Raw genomic sequence first — 18285 nt, 5'->3', positions numbered from 1 at the left:
CACGTCGAACGCATCCAGCATAGACGAGACGGGCGCGAAGGTTTTTACGTTTGCATCACTGTTACAACCGCGGCGCTCCCGTGCGGCGCAGTGTTTCGGGCGGCCCAAATCATCCGACATCCGCAGCTTGGCCGATGTGCCCGGATATACTTCGCACCTGGCTCGTCCCCAACCCCAGACAGGAGCAAGCATGTCGAGACACCGAGTTCAGTTCGTGAGGCGCCCTGGCCGCCTGATGCTTTCCGCTGCCGCGGCGTTCGCCGTCGTCCAGCTCGCCGGCTGCGGCAAACAGGCCGCGCCCGATCCCGAAACGACCGCCACGCTGATCCAGCCGGTGGCAAAACTCGAACTCAAGGTTGCAAAGGTTGCGCCGGGGAGCCGCAGCGGCGAGCAGATCTACCAGAGCGTCTGCATGAGCTGCCACGCAGCCGGGTTGCTCGGCGCGCCGAAGACAGGTGACGCCGCCGCCTGGGCGCCGCGCATTGCGCAGGGGTTTGATACGTTGACGACGAATGCGATCAACGGACTCCGCGCGATGCCGCCCCGCGGCGGCGGCACGGACCTGACCGATACCGAGGTCCGCCGCGCGGTAGCTTACCTCGCGAACACCGCCGGCGCGGACTTCACCGAACCGCCGGCCGGGCAGTAATCACGCCGCTGCCGCGGTTTTAGCGGTTCGGTCCACCGCCGGGCCCGGCGCCCATACCCCCTCCGGAACCCATCCCGCGCGGGCCCATCCGGTCAGCAGGACCGAGGCGCTCACGGTCGCCGGGGCCGCCCGGTCCCATCCCGCCGCCGGCACCGCCACCGGGACCCATGCCGCCACCGGGGCCCATCATTCGTCCGCCGCGCATCGGCGGCTCTTCAGGCAACGTCACGCCGCGCTCCTTCGCTCGGCGAACCATCTGCTCGTGATGCTCGGCACGGATCTGCTCGCGCTCTTCCAGCGTTTTCGCGGCGCGCATGCGCTGGCGGTGCTCGGCGCGCTCTTGCGGCGTCATGATCTGGGAGCCGTAGATCGGCGTGTTGTCGTCGATCGCCGGCAGATCGCCTGCGGGTTGCGCGAGCGCGCCACCGGAAAACAGCACCGCCGCGAGCATCGCCAATAGCGTCCTGCGTTTCATCGTAACCTCCATCTCGTCGATAGGATCGGGAATGCCTCGCCGCCGGCGCCCCCCATGAACGTGTGACGACCGGGCCGGCCGCGACGGCAGGGTTCAATTCAATATAGACCCTCGTACTTGCATTCGTCATCGCGTTACATTCCGTTTTGCTGTTACGGGATCAGCTCCGCTCCAGCTTCGCGGGCAAGCCGTTGTGCGCCGGCGAGTGCGACACCGCCTCGATGACGAGGACGTCAGCCGCCGCGCCCTTCGAGCATCGCCATCAGGTTCGCGATGCGCGCGCGGCCCTCTTCCTTCGACACCGGCGCGTTCGACTTGCGGTCGTTCAGTTTCACGTCACCGCCCATCTCCTCGATGAAGCGCGACGGTTCGCAGGTGCGCACGTCCTTGCCGGCCTTGCGCCGCTCGCACCAGGTGATGTTGAGGCTCCGCTGCGCGCGCGTGATGCCGACGTACATCAGGCGGCGCTCCTCGTCGATCTTGTCCTCGTCGATGGAGGACTGATGCGGCAGCAGCCCTTCCTCGACGCCGACAAGGAACACGTGCTTGAACTCCAGCCCTTTTGACGCGTGCAATGTCGCGAGTTGCACGCCGTCGAACTCGCTGGCGTTCTTGTCGAGCATCGAGATCAGCGCGATGGTCTGCGTCAGCTCGATGAGGTTCTTGCCGTCCTCGTCGCCTTTCCTGCCGAGCCAGCCGACGAAGTCGCGCACGTTGCTCCATTTCGACTCCGCCTCGCGCGGGTCGAGATGCTCGAACAGCCAGGCCTCGTAGCGGATCGCCGCGAGCAGGTCCTCGAGCAGACGCGACGCCGGCTCGCGCGTCGCGCGATACTGCAGGCGGTTGATGAAATTGCCGAACTCCTGCACCTGCTCGAGCTGGCGCGCGTTCAGCGCCTGCGCCGCGCCTTCCTCGAACGTCGCGGCAAAGAGGCTGACGTGGCGCCGCCCGGCATAGCTGCCGAGCGCTTCGAGCGTGCCGGCGCCGATGCCGCGGCGCGGCGTCGTGATCGCACGGATGAACGCGAGGTCGTCGTCCTCGTTCATCAGCAGGCGCAGGTACGCGATCAGGTCGCGGATCTCCGCCTTGTCGAAGAACGACTGGCCGCCGGAGATCACGTACGGGATCTTCTGGTTCCGGAGCTGCTGCTCGATCAGCCGCGCCTGGTGGTTGCCGCGGTACAGCACGGCGTAGTCGGAAAACTTCGTGCGGTGCTCGAACTTGTGCGCGCTGATTTTCGACGCGACCCATTCGGCCTCGTGCTCGGCGTCGCGGCACGCGGTCACCGTGACCTGGTCGCCCGCGCCGTGCTCGGACCACAGCCGCTTTTCGAACAGCTTCTCGTTGTTCGCGATCAGCGTGTTCGCCGCGCTGAGGATCCGTTTCGACGAACGGTAGTTCTGTTCGAGCTTGATGACCTTGAGCTTCGGGTAGTCCTGCTGCAGGAGCTTCAGGTTCTCGACGTCGGCGCCGCGCCAAGCATAGATCGCCTGGTCGTCGTCGCCGACCGCGGTGAAGGCGCCGCGCACGCCGGCGAGGTGGCGCAACAGCGTGTATTGCGCCCGGTTCGTGTCCTGGTATTCGTCGACGAGGAGATAGCGCAGCCTGTTCTGCCAGCGCTCGCGCACCTCCGGGTGTTCGTCGAAGAGGCGCACCGGCAGGCTGATCAGGTCGTCGAAATCGACCGCCTGGTACGCGCGCAGCGTGCGCTCGTATTCGGCGTACAGCAGCGCCGCGGCCGACGCGAGCTCGTTGTCGGCGAGCTGCGCCGCCTGCTCCGGCGTCACCATCGCGTTCTTCCAGCCCGAGATCTGCCACTGCATCGCTTTCGAGCGCGCCTTGTCGGCGTCGCGCGTGATGTCGGCGACGATCTGCACCGTGTCGGAGGCGTCGAGGATCGAGAACTGCGGCTTGAGCCCGCAGTGCTTCGCTTCCTGGCGCACGATCTTCACGCCGAGCGCGTGGAAAGTGCACACCGTCAGCCCGCCAGGCACGCGCCCGCCCATCAGCCCGGCGACGCGCTCCTGCATCTCCTTCGCCGCCTTGTTGGTGAACGTGATCGCGGCGATGTTCACGGGATTCAGTCCGCATGCGTTGATCAGGTGCGCGATCTTGTGCGTGATGACGCGCGTCTTGCCGCTGCCGGCGCCGGCGAGCACGAGGCTCGGCCCGTCGAGGTAATGGATCGCGTCGCGCTGCGGAGCGTTCAGATGAGCGGACATGGGCGTCGAGCCGGAAGGACTGCGGGAAAAGGATGCCGCCGGCAGGCGGCATGCCGGCATTCTAGCCGATCAGCCCGGCGCCCCCGGCTCTGGCCCTGGCCCCCGGAGATGACAAGGGAGGCGAAAGCTTTCAGAATGGACCGCGTGATGATCTCCAACGACGGGATTCCCGTTTGATCGGAATATTCGCCGCTCTGGCAATCGCGATGCCGGGAATCGAAGCGATTTTGCAACCTTGCAGTGCCGTCCTGCGAATCCTGCCGGCCGGTATGGAAGTAACACGGAGAGCTCATTATGAATAATCCATCACCCCGAAAACGCCCCCTGTCGGAGGCCGAACTGCTCCGTATGTCGGCGGACGACTACATGAACGATGCGCAGCTCGAGTTCTTCCGCGAGCGGCTGCTCGCGCTGCAGGCGGAACTGCGCGAGAACAGCGAGGAAACCCGCACCCATCTGCGCGAAACGATCGCCACTCCCGACGAGGCTGACCGCGCGACCCAGGAAGAAGAGCAGGTGCTGGAGCAACGCATCCGTGACCGCGAATTGAAGCTGCTGCACAAGGTCGAAGCTGCGCTGCGACGTATCGAGGACGGCACTTACGGTTATTGCGAAGCGACCGGCGAACCGATCGGCGTCGGCCGCCTGCTCGCGCGGCCGACCGCGACGCTGAGCCTCGAGGAGCAGGAGCGGCACGAACGGACCGAGCGGTTGTTCCGCTGAGCGCGCCCACCGTCCGGTCTCATGCTGGAACGACACGGCGCGAACGGGGCCGCATGAGGGCGACCGCGTGGCGCTAGCGCCACGCCCGGCAGCTCAGACGACGCCCGCGCCGTGCGCCTGCTGGTCGGCCCAGTAGCTCGAGCGCACCATCGGGCCGCAGGCAGCGTTCTTGAAGCCCATCGCGAGCGCCTCGGTCTCGAACATCTTGAACGTGTCCGGATGCACATAGCGCAGCACCGGCAGGTGTCCGGTCGACGGTTGCAGATACTGGCCGATCGTCAGCATCTCGACGTCGTGCGCGCGCAGGTCGCGCAGCACGTCGAGGATCTCGTCGTCGGTCTCGCCGAGGCCGACCATCAGGCCGGACTTCGTCGGCACGTCGGGATGGCGCGCCTTGAATTCCTTCAGCAGCCGAAGCGAATACGCGTAGTCCGCGCCCGGGCGCGCCTGTTTGTAGAGCCGCGGCACCGTCTCGAGGTTGTGGTTCATGACGTCCGGCGGCGCCTGGTCGAAGATTTCGAGCGCGAGGTCGAGCCGGCCGCGGAAGTCCGGCACGAGCACTTCGATGCGTGTCTTCGGTGACGCCGCGCGCGTCTCGCGAATGCAGTCGACGAAGTGCTGCGCGCCGCCGTCACGCAGGTCGTCGCGGTCGACACTCGTGATGACCACATAGTTGAGCCGCATCGCGCCGATCGTCGCCGCGAGCTCCTGCGGTTCGTTCGCGTTGAGCGGCTCGGGCCGGCCGTGGCCGACGTCGCAGAACGGGCAGCGACGCGTGCAGATGTCGCCCATGATCATGAACGTCGCAGTGCCTTTGCCGAAGCATTCGTGGATGTTCGGGCACGACGCTTCCTCGCATACGGTGTGCAGCTTGTGCTCGCGCAGGCTCGACTTGATTTCGTTGAAACGCTCGGCTTCGTGGCCGGCACCGAGGCGGATGCGAATCCACTCGGGCTTCTTCAGGCGCTCGGCGGGAATGATCTTGATCGGGATGCGCGCGGTCTTTTCTGCGCCGCGCTGCTTGCGTGCCGTGCTGTCCATGCGGGTCTCTCGTGTCGTGACGGGTCGGGGCGGGTAAGCCGTTCAGGGTTCAGGCCGGCGGCCGGCCGGCGGGGTACACCGGTGGCAGCAGGCGCTGCAGAGCGGCGAGCAGGTGCTCGCCAACACTCGCTACATCGTCGGCGATGCCGAAGTCCTTCATCCGCACTGTGCGGAGGCCTTCGTAACCGCAGGGGTTGATCGAGGAAAACGGCGCCAGGTCGACGTCGACGTTCAGCGCCAGGCCGTGATAGCTGCGCCCGTTGCGCACGCGCAGCCCGAGCGCGCCGATCTTCGCGCCGTCGATATAGACGCCCGGCGCGCCGGCCTTGCGTTCGGCGCCGACGCCGTAGCCGGCGAGGCAGTCGATGACCGCCTGCTCCATGAGCGTCACCAGCTCGCGCACCTTGAGGCCGCAGCGGTGCAGGTCGATCAGCAGATACGCGACGAGCTGGCCGGGGCCGTGATACGTGATCTGCCCGCCGCGGTCGATTTTCACGAGCGGGATGCCGACGTCGCGCAGCAAGTGTTCCGGCCGGCCCGCCTGGCCGAGCGTGTAGACCGGCGGATGTTCGAGCAGCCAGATCTCGTCCGGCGTGTCGGCGTTGCGGGCATCGGTGAAGGCGCGCATCGCGTGCCAGGTGGGCTCGTAATCGACGCAGCCGAGGCGGCGGACGACCAGCGCCGGAAGGCGGGCAGGCTGGGGTGCCTGCGCGTGAACGCCCGCCAGCTCGCCGCCGACGATCATCTAGAGCACCACCTTGACGAGGGGATGCGCGGTCAGTTCGCGATACAGCGCGTCGAGCTGCGACTGCGACACCGCGCGGATCGTGCAGGTCAGCGCGAGGTAATTGCCTTTGCGCGACGGACGCATCTCGACCAGCCGGGCATCGAAATCCGGGGCGTGACGCAGCACCACCTCGACCACGGCCTGGGCGAATTCATCGACCCGCGCGCCCATGATCTTGATCGGGAAGTCGCACGGGAATTCGAGGAGAGTCGGTCGCGTTTCGTCAGCCACTGCGCATCACCGTGTTCTTGAAGTCCTGGTACCAGTCGTACATTCGGCGCGCGACGGGGCCGGGAGTTCCGTTCCCCACAGCCAGGCCGTCGAGCGTCGTGATCGCGAGCACTTCCTTTGTCGACGACGTCATCCACACTTCGTCGGCGGTCCGCACCTCGTCTTCGAGGATCTCGCGCACCTGATACGACAGGCCGTGTTGCGCCGCGAGCTCGAGCACGACGTCGTACGTGATGCCGGGCAGCATCAGATGGCTTTTCGGCGGTGCGAGCATCGTGCCATCCCTGACGATGACGATGTTCGACGCCGCCCCTTCGGTGAGGAAACCGTCGCGGAACAGCACCGTCTCGACACAGCCGCTGTCGATCGCGACCTGGCGCAGCAGGCAGTTCGCCAGCAGCGCCGTGCTCTTGAGGTCGCAGCGCAGCCAGCGGAAATCGGCCGCGCTGACGGCGGCGACCCCGCGCGCGAGTTGCGCTGTCGGTGGCGTGACGAGTTCGTCGCTCATCAGGAACACGGTCGGACGAATCGGCACCGGGAACGCGTGGTTGCGCCCGTCGCCGCAACCGCGCGACACCTGCAGATAGACCGACTGGTCGTCCCACGGGTTGCGCGCGACGATCTCGTTGATGATCGCGGACCATTCGGACGGCGCGTGCGGATTCGGCAGGCGGATCGCCTCGAGCGTATGGGCGAGCCGCTCGAGATGCTGCGCGAGGCGGAACGGCCGGCGCGAATATACCGGGATCACCTCGTAGCCGCCGTCACCGAACAGGAAACCGCGGTCGAGCGGCGAAATCCGCGCGTCGGCGAGCGGCTGGAACGTGCCGTTCAGAAAGCAGATGCTCATGGGCGTCTCCGCATCGGCGTTACACGCTCTGTTACAGGCTCTTGATCCACAGCAGCAGCGTATCCCACAGGCGGCCGAAGAAGCCGGCCACGGGCACGTCCTGCAGCGCGACGACCGCGTGTTCGCCGAGCGGCTTGCCGTCGAGAGTCAGGTGCAGCGTGCCGATCGGCTGGCCTTTCCGGATCGGTGCGATGACCGGCTGCTGGCTGACCAGCGAGGCCTCGATTTTTTCCGACTGCCCTTTCGGCAGCGACATCACGAAGTCGCCGAGGAAGCCGACCGCGACGTCGTCGGCCTGGCCTTTCCACACCTGGAAGCGCGACAGTTCCTGGTCGGCCGAATAGAGCTTGACGGTGTCGTGGAACTGGAAGCCGTAGTTCAGCAGTTTCAGCGACTCCTGCGCCCGGATGGTGTCCGAATCGGTGCCGAGCACGACCGAGATCAGCCGCCGCGGACCGCGCTGCGCCGACGAAATCAGGCAGTAGCCGGCGCTGCTGGTGTGCCCGGTCTTCAGGCCGTCGACGGTCGTGTCCAGCCATAGCAGGCGGTTGCGGTTGGGCTGGGTGATCTTGTTGTACGTGTACTCTTTCTGCGAGTAGTAGCGGTAATACTGGGGGAAATCGCGCACGATCGCCGAAGCGAGCAGGCCCAGGTCGCGCGCGGTCGTGTAGAGCTGCGGGTCGGGCAGGCCGGTCGAGTTCGTGAAGTGGGTGTTCTTCATGCCGAGACGCTGGGCCTCGGCGTTCATCATGTGCGCGAACGCTTCCTCGGAACCGGCGAGGAGCTCGGCCAGCGCGACGCACGCATCGTTGCCGGACTGGATGATCATGCCGGGGATCAGTTCGCCGACGGTCACGGGCCGGTTCGGTTCGATGAACATCCGCGAGCCTTCGCTGCGCCACGCTTTCTCCGATACCGGCACCACCTGATCGAGCGTGACCGTGCCGTTCTTCAACGCCGCGAACGTCAGGTAAGCGGTCATCAGCTTCGTCAGCGAAGCCGGTTCGATACGCGCATCCGGTTCCTGCGCCGCGAGCACCTGCCCGGTGGCGTGGTCCATCAGCAGCCAGGCTTTGGCCGCCAGCGTCGGCGCGGGGACATTCTGGGCTGAGGCGGGAAAGGCGAGCAACGCGAGAAGCAGGACAATGAATAAACGCATGAGGACCTGATGGAGAACCGGAACGTGAGGAAGGGACAGCGGAGCCTGCGATTATAGTGGGTCGAACGGGCAAAGCCGGCGCGGATCCAATGCCGCGCGGGTGATCATGTTTCAGCGTGTAACAACGAACGGGCGGATGTCCAGCGCTGCCGCGATGCGGCCGGCTTCGTCGCGGGCCTCGTCGGCGGACGCGAACGGCCCGAGCTGCACGCGATAGCGGCTGCCGTCTTCGTGGAGTTCGAGGCGGTCGGCGAGCGTTTCGAACTCGTCGCGCACCCGCGCGCGCAGCCCCTCGGCCTTCGCCGCCGAAGAGAACGTGCCGAGCTGAAGGAACACGCCGCGCCGCGCAGTCAATCCCTGAGTGGGCTGTGACGGTGTGCGCAGCGCGATCTCGTCCGGCAGGATTGCCTCGACCTCGACCGCGGCGCTGCCGGCATTCACGTAGCCGAGCCGGTGCGCACCGACATACGAGAGGTCGATGATGCGGTCCTTGTGGAACGGGCCGCGATCGTTGATGCGGACCACGATCGTGCGACCGTTCGCCGGGTTCGTCACGCGCGCATAGCTCGGGATCGGCAGCGTCGGGTGGGCCGCCGTCATCGCGTACATGTCGTAGGGCTCGCCGCTCGACGTCGGCTGGCCGTGAAAGCGCCGGCCGTACCAGCTCGCGCGCCCGCGCTGACGGAACGCGGTCAGCTCGGTCGCGGGGACGTACTCCTGGCCGAACACGCTGTATGGCCGGTTGGCGAAACGGTGCAGCGGCTCGAGGCGCGGTTCGGCGTCCGCGATGGCGTCGAGGTTCGCCGGGATGTCGCTGCCGGGGCCGTCGTCCTTGTAATAAGCACCGCGCCGCGCCGCCGCGCCGGCGCTGGCGGGCGCCTGCACCGTCGTGTCGCGCGACGGGGTCGAGCCGCAGCCCGACAACCCCAGCGCAAACGCCCCGGCAAGCGCCAGCCCCAGCGCCAGGGAGCGGACGCCGGCCGCAGTCATCGGATCGCAATCGTTCGAACGCACTCGAATTCCTTTTTTTCTTTCAACCTTGCTTTCAACTTTTTGCGAGTGTCCGGCTGCGCTGGATGCTCATGAGGATACCGATACCCAGGCACAAGGTCACCAATGCGGTGCCGCCGTAGCTGATGAACGGCAACGGTACCCCCACGACCGGCAGGATGCCGCTGACCATGCCCATGTTCACGAAAGCATAGGTGAAGAAGATCATCGTGATCGAACCGGCCAGCAGCCGGGTCGCCAGCGAAGGCGCCTGCGCCGCGATGACGAAGCCGCGCAGCAGCAGCAGCAGGTAGCTCGCCAGCAGCACCAGCGCGCCGAGCAGGCCGAATTCTTCGGCGAGCACCGAGAAGATGAAATCGGTGTGGCGCTCGGGGAGGAACGCGAGATGGGTCTGCGTGCCTTCGGTCCAGCCTTTGCCGAGGACGCCGCCGGAGCCGATCGCGATCGTCGACTGGATGATGTGAAAACCCCGGCCGAGCGGATCCTGCGTCGGATCGAGCAGCGTGCACACGCGATGCTTCTGGTAGTCGCGCAGCACCTGCCAGTCGACGCCGGGCTGGCACAGCTGGTCGCCGAAGCCGACGATCGCGCCGATGCCGACGATGCCGACCAGCGCGACCGGAACGATCAGCTTCCACGACAGGCCGGCGAAGAAGATCACGTAGAAGCCGGCGGCGGCGACGAGCAGGCTCGTGCCGAGGTCCGGCTGGACCAGGATCAGCGCGACGGGCACCGCCAGCAGCGCGCCGGCGACGACGAACTCGCGCAGCCGGATGTGCCCCTCGCGCTGCTGGAAATACCACGCCAGCATCAGCGGCATGGCGATCTTCATGATCTCGGACGGCTGGATGCGGGTGATGCCGATGTCGAGCCAGCGCGTCGCGCCTTTCGACGTCTCGCCGAACAGATCGACCGCGATCAGCAGCAGCACGCCCGCGGCGTAGAGCGGCAGCGCCAGCGACAGCAGCCGTTGCGGCGACAGGCGGGCAGCGAGCCACATCGCTGCGAGCGCCACCCCGGCATTGACGAGCAAGGATGCGATGCGCTCCGGCGAGGCGCTGTGCATCAGCACGAAGGCATAGCCGAGCAGCACCGCGAGCAGGCCGAACAGGATCGGGTCGATCGGCCGGATGGCGGCGACGAGCAGACGCAGCGGGCTGAAGCGCTGTTCGGTCACGGGCTCGGCTCCGCGTCGTGCTCCGCGTGCGGGTCGGCCTCGGTGTCCGCGGCCTCGGCGTCTTCGCGCGCGGGGGCGTCGAGACGCGCGCCGAGGAGGTGATAGTCGATGACCTGGCGCGCGATCGGCGCCGCCGACTGGGCGCCGAACCCGCCGTTCTCGACCAGCACCGCGAGCGCGATCGTCGGGTTGTCGGCCGGCGCGTATGCGATGAACCACGAGTGGTCGCGCAGCCGCTCGGTGACCCGGCCGGCGACGTATTTCGACCCTTTCAGTGAATACACCTGCGCGGTGCCGGTCTTGCCGCCGGCGCTGTACGGCGCACCGGTGAAGGCCCGCGCGCCGGTCCCGGATTTATTGACGTCGACCATCGCCTGGCGCACCGCGGCCAGATGCGCCGGCTTGATCGCGAGCTGCCGGATCGGCTCGGGCTGGATCGCGCGCCGCTCGCCGCTCGCCGTATCGATGACGTGGCGCACGACATGCGGGCGGAACACCTTGCCGCCGTTGACGATCGTGGCCAGCGCGTTCGCGAGCTGCACCGGGGTGTAGGCGTTGTACCCCTGGCCGATGCCGACCGAGATCGTCTCGCCGCCGTACCAGCGCTGCTGCTCGGGCTTCTTGAAACGGCTGCGCTTCCATGCCGGCGACGGCAGCACGCCTTCGGCTTCGCCGGGAATGTCGATGCCGGTGCGTGAACCGAAGCCGAGCGGCGCCATGAAGCCCGCGATCCCTTCGATGCCGAGATCGTTCGCGAGCTGGTAGTAATAGGTATTGCACGACACGACGATCGACTTGTGCAGGTCGACCGTGCCGTGGCCGCCGACCTTGTCGTCCATGAAGCGGTGCCCGGCGAAGCTGAAGTAGCCCGGATCGGCGATCGCCTGGTTCGCGGTGCGCTTGCCGGTCGTCAGCGCCGCGAGCGCCATGAAGGGCTTGAACGTCGAGCCGGGCGGATAGGCGCTGAAGATCGCGCGGTTGAGCAGCGGATGGTCCGGGGAGTCGTTGAGCTCGTTCCAGTCGGCCGTCGAGATGCCATCGACGAACAGGTTCGGGTCGAAAGTCGGTTTCGACGCGAGCGCCAGCACGCCACCGGTGCGCGGGTCGATCGCGACGAGGGCGCCGCGCCGGTCGCCGAACGCGGCCTCGGCGACTTTCTGCAGCTCGATGTCGAGCGTCAGCTCGAGATCGCTGCCCGACGTCGCCGGCGTGCGCGACATCACCCGCACGGCACGCCCGCCAGCGTTCACCTCGACCTGCTCGACGCCGGTCACGCCATGGAGTTGCGCCTCGTAGCTGAGCTCCAGCCCGCTCTTGCCGATGTGGTCCGAGCCGCGATAGTTCGCGGTGTCGCCGCGTTCCTCGATGCGGTCCTGGTCGCGCAGGTTGATCCGCCCGATGTAGCCGATGACGTGCGAAGCGACTTCGCCATGCGGGTAGTCGCGGAACAGGCGCGCCTGCACCTCGACGCCGGGAAAGCGGTAGCGCCGGGCGACGAAGCGCGCCACTTCGGCGTCGTCGAGGCGGGTGCGGATCGGCACGCTCTCGAAGTTGCGGCTCTCCTCGAGCAGCTTGCGGAAGCGCCGCCGGTCGCGCGCGTCGATCGTCACGATCTCGCTCAAGGCGTCGATCGTCTCGTCGAGGTCGGCGACCTGCGACGGCGTGATTTCGAGCGTGTAGGCGGCGAAGTTGCGCGCCAGCGTCACCCCGTTGCGGTCGAGGATCGCGCCGCGCGTCGGCACGATCGGCACGAGGCCGATGCGGTTATCTTCGGCGCGCGTGTGGAAGTATTCGTGGCGGACCACCTGGAGGTAATAGAAGCGCGCCGCGAGCAGGCCGAAGCACACCAGCGCGACGATGCCCGCGACCAGCACCCGGCGGCGGAAGCGCCCCAGTTCCTCCTCGGGAGTGCGGAATTCGGTCATCGTCAGATCGGCCGGTTATCGTCCCGGTCCACCGGCCGATACTGCGGCAGCAACAGCAGGAAGTGCAGCGGAATCCACAATGCGGCGCTCGTGAAGCTCGACAGGAAATACCCCCAGCCGGGAAATTCGGCACCGGCCACGAGCCGCACCAGCACCATGATGAGCTGCGTCAGGAAAAACAGCGGCAGGATGTGCAGCGCCTGCTGCAACGGCGGAAACCACAGCACGCGGCGCGCGACGGACGTCGCGAGGTAGGCGAGCACGACATAGGCGAGCGCGTGCTGCCCCATCGCCGCGCCCTGGCCGATATCGACCAGCACGCCGAACACGAAAGCCGTCCCCATGCCGACGCGCAGCGGCTCGCGGATGCACCAGAAGGCCAGCACCAGCGGCACCCAGTCGGGGACGCCGGGCAGCCGGCCGGTCGGGATGTACGCGAGCCCGAGCGCGACGAACAGGCTCAGGAACACGAACCAGTTCTTCGCCGGCTGCAGGATGCGGCTCGATCGATGGGTCGGCTGCACGACTATCCTTTCCGCTCCGTGCGGCGCAGCGGCGGGGAGTGCGGCTGCGGCTGCGGCCGCGGCGGCGGGGCTTCGGCACGTCCGAGCACCAGCACCTGTGTCGTGCGCTCGACCGCGGCGACCGGATCGCACAGGACGACGGCAAAAGTCTGCGACTCGCGATCGACGCTGACGACTTCGGCCACCGGCAGCCCGGCGAGGAAGAGGCCGTCGAGCCCCGACGTTTCCAGCCGGTCGCCGGCGCGCACATCGACTCCGGACAACGTGAAGCGCAGCTCCATGCGCCCTTGGCCCGCGCCGAACAGCACGCCGCGCAGGCCGTTGCGCGCGACCTGCACCGGCACGGCCTGGTCCTTGTCGGTCAGCAGCGTGACTTCGGCCTGCACCGGGTACACGCGCGTGACCTGCCCGATCATGCCCTGCGCGTTGACGACCGCCATCCCGGCCTCGACGCCGTGCTGGCTGCCGCGATCGAGGATCACCTTGCGCGAGAACGGGTCGGGCGCGTCGTAAAGGACTTCGGCGGCGACGCTGCGCACGCCCGGCGCCGGCGCCATCTGCAGCAGTTCCCGCAGCTGCGCGTTGTCGCGTTCGAGCTGCTCGAAGCGCAGCAGCCGTTGTGCCGCATCGAGCTGACTGCGCCGCAGCTCGGCGTTGTCCTGCTGCACTTCGACGAGCGTCGCGAAATAGACTGCCGCGTTACGGACGAAATCGACCGGTGCGGCCGCCGCCATCTGCAGCGGCCAGGTCGCAACCGAAAGCCCCTGGCGCACCACTTCGAGGTAACGGAACCGCAGATCCGCCACCAGCATCGCCAGGCACACCGAGACGAGCACGAGCAGCCGCACGAGCGGCGTCGGGCCTTGCTTGAAAACGGGCGGAGACTGATGGCCGGCCAGCGACATCGCGGCGACTAGGCGGGGCGAGCAGCGCGCGGCAGGCGCCGCGGCCCGGGGTTCGTCTTATTCCGAAGCGAAGATGGAACCAAGCTTGTCCATTTTCTCGAGCGCCATGCCGCAGCCGCGCGCGACGCACGTCAACGGCTCGTCGGCGACGATCACCGGCAGGCCGGTTTCTTCCATCAGCAGCCGGTCGAGGTCGCGCAGCAGCGCGCCGCCCCCGGTCAGCACCATGCCGCGGTCGGCGATGTCGGCGCCGAGTTCGGGCGGCGTCTGTTCGAGCGCGATCTTCACCGCGGAGACGATCTGGTTCAGCGGCTCGGTCAGCGCTTCGAGGATCTCGTTGCTGGAAATCGTGAAGCTGCGCGGGATGCCTTCGGCGAGGTTGCGGCCCTTGACTTCCATCTCGCGCACCTCGGAGCCCGGAAAAGCGGAGCCGATTCCCTTCTTGATGTTCTCCGCGGTCGTGTCGCCGATCAGCATGCCGTAGTTGCGGCGGATGTAATTGACGATCGAGTCGTCGAACTTGTCGCCGCCGACCCGCACCGAGCCGGCGTAGACCATGCCGCCAAGCGAGATCACGCCGACTTCGGTCGTGCCGCCGCCGATATCGACGACCATCGAGCCGGTCGCATCCGACACCGGCAGCCCCGCGCCGATCGCCGCCGCCATCGGCTCCTCGATCAGGTACACCTGGCTTGCGCCGGCAGCGAGCGCGGCGTCGCGGATCGCGCGCCGTTCGACCTGCGTCGAGCCGCATGGGACGCAGACGATGATGCGCGGGGAGGGCGAGAACATCCGCGAGTCGTGAACCTTCTTGATGAACTGCTTGATCATCTGCTCGGTCACGACGAAGTCGGCGATCACGCCATCTTTCATCGGCCGGATCGCGGTGATGTTGCCGGGAGTCTTGCCGAGCATCTGTTTCGCCGCGTGTCCGACTGCCTGGATCGTGCGCTTCGCGTTCGGGCCGCCTTCGGTGCGGATCGCGACCACCGAAGGTTCGTCGAGCACGATGCCTTTGCCCCGCACGTAGATCAGCGTGTTCGCAGTGCCGAGGTCGATCGCCAGATCGTTGGAAAAATAGGAGCGCAGGAAACCAAACATGGACAATTCCGAGACCAATGAAGACGGGCAGCTGTACCGGCCAGAACAGGCGGCAAACGAATATGATAACCTACAAACCTTTGTGACTTAAGCAGGTTTTGTTACCTCATGTCGCTCTCCACTGAACAGGTCCGGCGCATCGCCACGCTCGCCCGGATCGAACTCTCCGCCGCCGAAGCCGAAGCGACCCGCGGCAAGTTGAATGGCATTTTCGGCCTGATCGAGCAGATGCAGGCCGTCGACACCACCGGCGTCGAGCCGATGAGCCACCCGCAGGACGTCGCGCAGCGCCTGCGCCCCGACGTCGCGACCGAGCCCGATCGCCGCGACGCGTTCCAGCGCATCGCGCCGCAGACCGAAGCCGGACTGTATCTCGTTCCCAAGGTTATCGAGTAAGGAACAGCGGGCGCCCGGCAGCGGCACGGATCGCACGAATCATTTCCGTCCCGGCTGCGCGGCGCTCCCACGACATATGATCAACGCCAGCCTCACCGAACTGCGCGCCGCGCTCGACGCCGGAAAAATCTCGAGCGTCGAGCTCGCGACGCTCTTCCTCGACCGCATCGAGCGGCTCGATCCGAGCCTCAACGCCTTCATCACCGTCGACCGCGACGGCGCGCTCGAAGCCGCCCGCGCCGCCGATGCGCGCCTCGCCGCGGGCGACGCCGGGCCGCTGACCGGTATCCCGCTCGCGCACAAGGACGTGTTCTGCACCGAAGGCGTATTGACGACCTGCGGCTCGAAGATGCTCGCGAACTTCGTCAGCCCGTACGACGCGCACGTCGTCAGCCTGCTGAAAGCTGCCGGCGCGGTCAGCCTCGGCAAGACCAACATGGACGAGTTCGCGATGGGCTCGTCGAACGAGAACTCCCACTTCGGCCCGGCGAAAAACCCGTGGGACACGACGCGCATTCCGGGCGGCTCGTCCGGCGGCTCGGCAGCCGCGGTTGCCGCGCGTCTTGTGCCGATCGCGACCGGCACCGACACCGGCGGCTCAGTGCGCCAGCCGGCGGCACTGACCGGCGTCACTGGGATCAAGCCAACCTACGGCGTCGTCAGCCGCTACGGCATGATCGCGTACGCGAGTTCGCTCGACCAGGGCGGCGCCTTCGGCGCGTCCGCGGCCGATTGTGCGCAGCTCTTGACCGCGATGGCGGGTTTCGATCCGCGCGACTCGACGAGCCTCGAACGGCCTGCCGAAGACTATTCGCGCGAACTCGCCGCGCCGGCCGCCGGCCGCCCGCTCGCCGGCCTGCGCATCGGCCTGCCAAAGGAATTCTTCGGCGCCGGCATGGCCGACGATGTGCGCGCCGCGGTCGAGGCGGCGCTCGACGAATACCGCGCGCTCGGCGCGACGACCGTCGACGTGAGCCTGCCGAACGCGCAGCTCGCGATCCCCGCCTATTACGTCATTGCGCCGGCCGAAGCGTCGAGCAACCTGTCGCGCTTCGACGGCGTGCGCTACGGCCACCGCGCCGCCGAATACCGCGACCTCGCCGAGATGTATTCGAAGAGCCGCGCCGAAGGCTTCGGCGCCGAAGTCAAACGCCGCATCCTCGTCGGCACTTACGTGCTGTCGCACGGCTATTACGACGCGTACTACCTGCAGGCGCAAAAGCTGCGCCGCCTGATCGCGCAGGATTTCCAGGCTGCGCTCGCCGGCTGCGACATCATCGCCGGCCCGACGAGCCCGACGACCGCGTGGGCGATCGGCGAGAAGTCCGACGATCCGGTGCAGATGTACCTGTCGGACATCTACACGATCGCGGTGAACCTCGCCGGCCTGCCCGGCCTGTCGCACCCGTGCGGTTTCGGCGCGGGCGAGCTGCCGGTCGGCCTGCAGCTCGTCGGCGACTACTTTTCCGAGGCGCGCCTGCTGAACGCTGCGCACCGCTTCCAGCAGGCGAGCGACTGGCACCTGCGCCGGCCGGCGATCGCCGCCTGAACGAGAGTTTGACACCATGAGCAGAAACGACTGGGAAGTGGTCATCGGACTGGAAGTCCATGCCCAGCTGAACACCGCGTCGAAGATCTTTTCCGCCGCCTCGACCGCGTTCGGCGCCGAACCCAACGCACAGGCGAGCGCCGTCGACATCGCGCTGCCGGGCGTGCTGCCGGTCCTGAACGGCGGCGCGGTCGAGCGGGCGATCCGCTTCGGCGTCGCGATCGGCGCGACGGTCGCATCGAAAAGCGTTTTCGCGCGCAAGAACTACTTCTACCCGGATCTGCCGAAAGGCTACCAGATCAGCCAGTTCGAGCTGCCGGTCGTGCAGGGCGGCGCGATCACGATCCGCGTCGGCGACGGTGACAAAGCCTACGAGAAAACCGTGCAGCTCACGCGCGCGCATCTCGAGGAAGACGCCGGCAAGTCGCTGCACGAAGACTTCCACGGCATGAGCGGCATCGACCTGAACCGCGCCGGCACGCCGCTGCTCGAAATCGTCTCCGAACCGGACATGCGCTCATCGGCCGAGGCGGTCGCTTACGCGCGCGCGCTGCACGCGCTGGTGCGCTGGATCGACATCTGCGACGGCAACATGCAGGAAGGCTCGTTCCGCTGCGATGCGAACGTCTCGGTGCGCCGCCCCGGCGGGCCGCTCGGCACGCGGCGCGAGATCAAGAACCTGAACTCGTTCCGCTTCCTGCAGCAGGCGATCGATTTCGAAGTGCAGTGGCAGATCGACACGATCGAGGACGGCGGCAGGATCCAGCAGGCGACGGTGCTGTTCGACCCCGACACGGGCGAGACACGCATGATGCGCTCGAAGGAAGACGCGCACGATTACCGCTACTTCCCCGACCCCGACCTGCTGCCGCTGGTGATCTCGCCGGAATGGATCGCACGGGTGCGCAGCGAGATGCCGGAGTTGCCGGGCGCGATGAAGGCGCGGCTCGTCGCCGAATACGGTCTGTCCGCGTATGACGCCGCGAGCCTGACCGCATCGAAGGAAGTCGCCGCGTATTACCAGGCGATGCTCACCGCGGCCGACGCGAAACCGGGCAGCCAGCTGCCGAAGCTGTGTGCGAACTGGACCATGGGCGAGCTCGCCGCGCAACTCAACCGCGCCGAATGCGACATCGCCGACTCGCCGGTCGCGCCCGCGCAGCTCGCCGGCCTCGTGCAGCGCATCGCCGACGGCACGATTTCGAACAACATCGCACGCAAAGTGTTCGCCGCGCTGTGGAACGGCGAGGGCGGCACCGGCGCGGATGCCGCCGACCGCATCATCGCAGCGCAGGGCCTGCGCCAGACGAACGACAGCGGCGCGATCGAATCAATCATCGACGAAGTGCTCGCCGCGAACCAGAAGTCGGTCGACGAATTCCGCGCCGGCAAGGACAAGGCGTTCAACGCGCTGGTCGGCCAGGTCATGAAGGCGAGCCGGGGCAAGGCGAATCCCGCGCAGGTCAACGAGATGCTCAAGCGCAAGCTCGAAGCCTGAGCGGCGCAGACCCGCGCAGGGACAGGTCCGGCCCTGGGGGGAATGACCCTTCGCGCCGCTCG

18 protein-coding genes are annotated in these 18285 nt (G+C 67.3%); 5 read left to right on the top strand and 13 right to left on the bottom strand.

Annotated features, from left to right (window positions below; all coding sequences use genetic code 11):
* Positions 1-190: 190 nt before the first annotated feature.
* A complete protein-coding gene (locus tag GO606_RS12040; RefSeq protein ID WP_169116844.1) occupies positions 191-649 on the top strand; it encodes a c-type cytochrome in 459 nt (152 codons plus the stop codon).
* A gap of 19 nt (positions 650-668) precedes the next feature.
* Here the strand turns inward: GO606_RS12040 and GO606_RS12035 are convergent, their stop codons facing one another.
* A complete protein-coding gene (locus GO606_RS12035) occupies positions 669-1124 on the bottom strand; it encodes a hypothetical protein (protein ID WP_169116845.1) in 456 nt (151 codons plus the stop codon).
* A gap of 233 nt (positions 1125-1357) precedes the next feature.
* A complete protein-coding gene (locus tag GO606_RS12030; protein ID WP_169116846.1) occupies positions 1358-3346 on the bottom strand; it encodes a UvrD-helicase domain-containing protein in 1989 nt (662 codons plus the stop codon).
* A 294-nt stretch (positions 3347-3640) separates the two neighbouring features.
* On the opposite strand from GO606_RS12030, the gene dksA reads away from it, so the two are divergent.
* A complete protein-coding gene (gene dksA / locus GO606_RS12025) occupies positions 3641-4069 on the top strand; it encodes an RNA polymerase-binding protein DksA (protein ID WP_169116847.1) in 429 nt (142 codons plus the stop codon).
* A 93-nt stretch (positions 4070-4162) separates the two neighbouring features.
* Here dksA and lipA read toward each other — a convergent pair whose 3' ends face one another.
* The 11 genes from lipA to GO606_RS11970 form a co-directional block, all read right to left on the bottom strand.
* On the bottom strand, positions 4163-5110 hold the full coding sequence (gene lipA, locus GO606_RS12020; protein ID WP_169116848.1) for a lipoyl synthase: 948 nt from the start codon (positions 5108-5110) through the stop codon (positions 4163-4165).
* Between the two features lie 49 nt (positions 5111-5159).
* Entirely contained in the window at positions 5160-5855 is a 696-nt protein-coding gene (gene lipB, locus GO606_RS12015) for a lipoyl(octanoyl) transferase LipB (RefSeq protein ID WP_281503919.1), read from the bottom strand.
* The gene (locus GO606_RS12010) at positions 5856-6128 is read right to left on the bottom strand and encodes a YbeD family protein (RefSeq protein WP_011237557.1); all 273 of its coding nucleotides are present in this window, start codon (positions 6126-6128) and stop codon (positions 5856-5858) included.
* On the bottom strand, positions 6121-6978 hold the full coding sequence (locus GO606_RS12005; RefSeq protein WP_169116849.1) for a D-amino acid aminotransferase: 858 nt from the start codon (positions 6976-6978) through the stop codon (positions 6121-6123). Before GO606_RS12005 ends, GO606_RS12010 begins: the two co-directional genes overlap by 8 nt.
* 31 nt (positions 6979-7009) lie before the next feature.
* Positions 7010-8137 carry a D-alanyl-D-alanine carboxypeptidase family protein gene (locus GO606_RS12000; protein WP_169116850.1) on the bottom strand — a complete coding sequence of 376 codons (1128 nt, stop codon included), beginning with the start codon at positions 8135-8137 and terminating at the stop codon, positions 7010-7012.
* 111 nt (positions 8138-8248) lie between these two features.
* Positions 8249-9151, bottom strand: a complete 903-nt coding sequence (locus tag GO606_RS11995) for a septal ring lytic transglycosylase RlpA family protein (protein ID WP_246979517.1) — start codon at positions 9149-9151, stop codon at positions 8249-8251.
* A gap of 31 nt (positions 9152-9182) precedes the next feature.
* Positions 9183-10325, bottom strand: coding sequence for a rod shape-determining protein RodA (gene rodA / locus GO606_RS11990; RefSeq protein WP_169116851.1), 1143 nt, complete (start codon positions 10323-10325; stop codon positions 9183-9185).
* Entirely contained in the window at positions 10322-12250 is a 1929-nt protein-coding gene (gene mrdA / locus GO606_RS11985) for a penicillin-binding protein 2 (protein WP_169116852.1), read from the bottom strand. Before mrdA ends, rodA begins: the two co-directional genes overlap by 4 nt.
* 2 nt (positions 12251-12252) lie before the next feature.
* On the bottom strand, positions 12253-12774 hold the full coding sequence (mreD, locus tag GO606_RS11980) for a rod shape-determining protein MreD (protein ID WP_169116853.1): 522 nt from the start codon (positions 12772-12774) through the stop codon (positions 12253-12255).
* 2 nt (positions 12775-12776) lie between these two features.
* On the bottom strand, positions 12777-13679 hold the full coding sequence (gene mreC, locus GO606_RS11975) for a rod shape-determining protein MreC (RefSeq protein WP_169116854.1): 903 nt from the start codon (positions 13677-13679) through the stop codon (positions 12777-12779).
* A gap of 57 nt (positions 13680-13736) precedes the next feature.
* Positions 13737-14780 (bottom strand): rod shape-determining protein, encoded by a 1044-nt coding sequence (locus GO606_RS11970; RefSeq protein WP_011237549.1) that lies wholly within the window; start codon positions 14778-14780, stop codon positions 13737-13739.
* Positions 14781-14888: 108 nt separating this feature from the next.
* Here GO606_RS11970 and gatC point away from each other — a divergent pair, with 108 nt between their 5' ends.
* The 3 genes from gatC to gatB all read left to right on the top strand — a co-directional run bounded on the left by gatC (position 14889) and on the right by gatB (position 18223).
* Positions 14889-15176, top strand: a complete 288-nt coding sequence (gatC, locus tag GO606_RS11965) for an Asp-tRNA(Asn)/Glu-tRNA(Gln) amidotransferase subunit GatC (RefSeq protein ID WP_169116855.1) — start codon at positions 14889-14891, stop codon at positions 15174-15176.
* Between the two features lie 76 nt (positions 15177-15252).
* Complete coding sequence (gene gatA / locus GO606_RS11960; protein WP_169116856.1) at positions 15253-16725, top strand: Asp-tRNA(Asn)/Glu-tRNA(Gln) amidotransferase subunit GatA; 1473 nt, start codon at positions 15253-15255, stop codon at positions 16723-16725.
* A gap of 16 nt (positions 16726-16741) precedes the next feature.
* Complete coding sequence (gene gatB / locus GO606_RS11955) at positions 16742-18223, top strand: Asp-tRNA(Asn)/Glu-tRNA(Gln) amidotransferase subunit GatB (protein ID WP_169116857.1); 1482 nt, start codon at positions 16742-16744, stop codon at positions 18221-18223.
* Positions 18224-18285: the final 62 nt, after the last annotated feature.

It is taken from the genome of Aromatoleum anaerobium, from assembly GCF_012910705.2.
Lineage (GTDB): Bacteria > Pseudomonadota > Gammaproteobacteria > Burkholderiales > Rhodocyclaceae > Aromatoleum > Aromatoleum anaerobium.
Note: the sequence above shows the minus strand (reverse complement) of the source record. Positions and strands in the feature narration are given on the sequence as shown.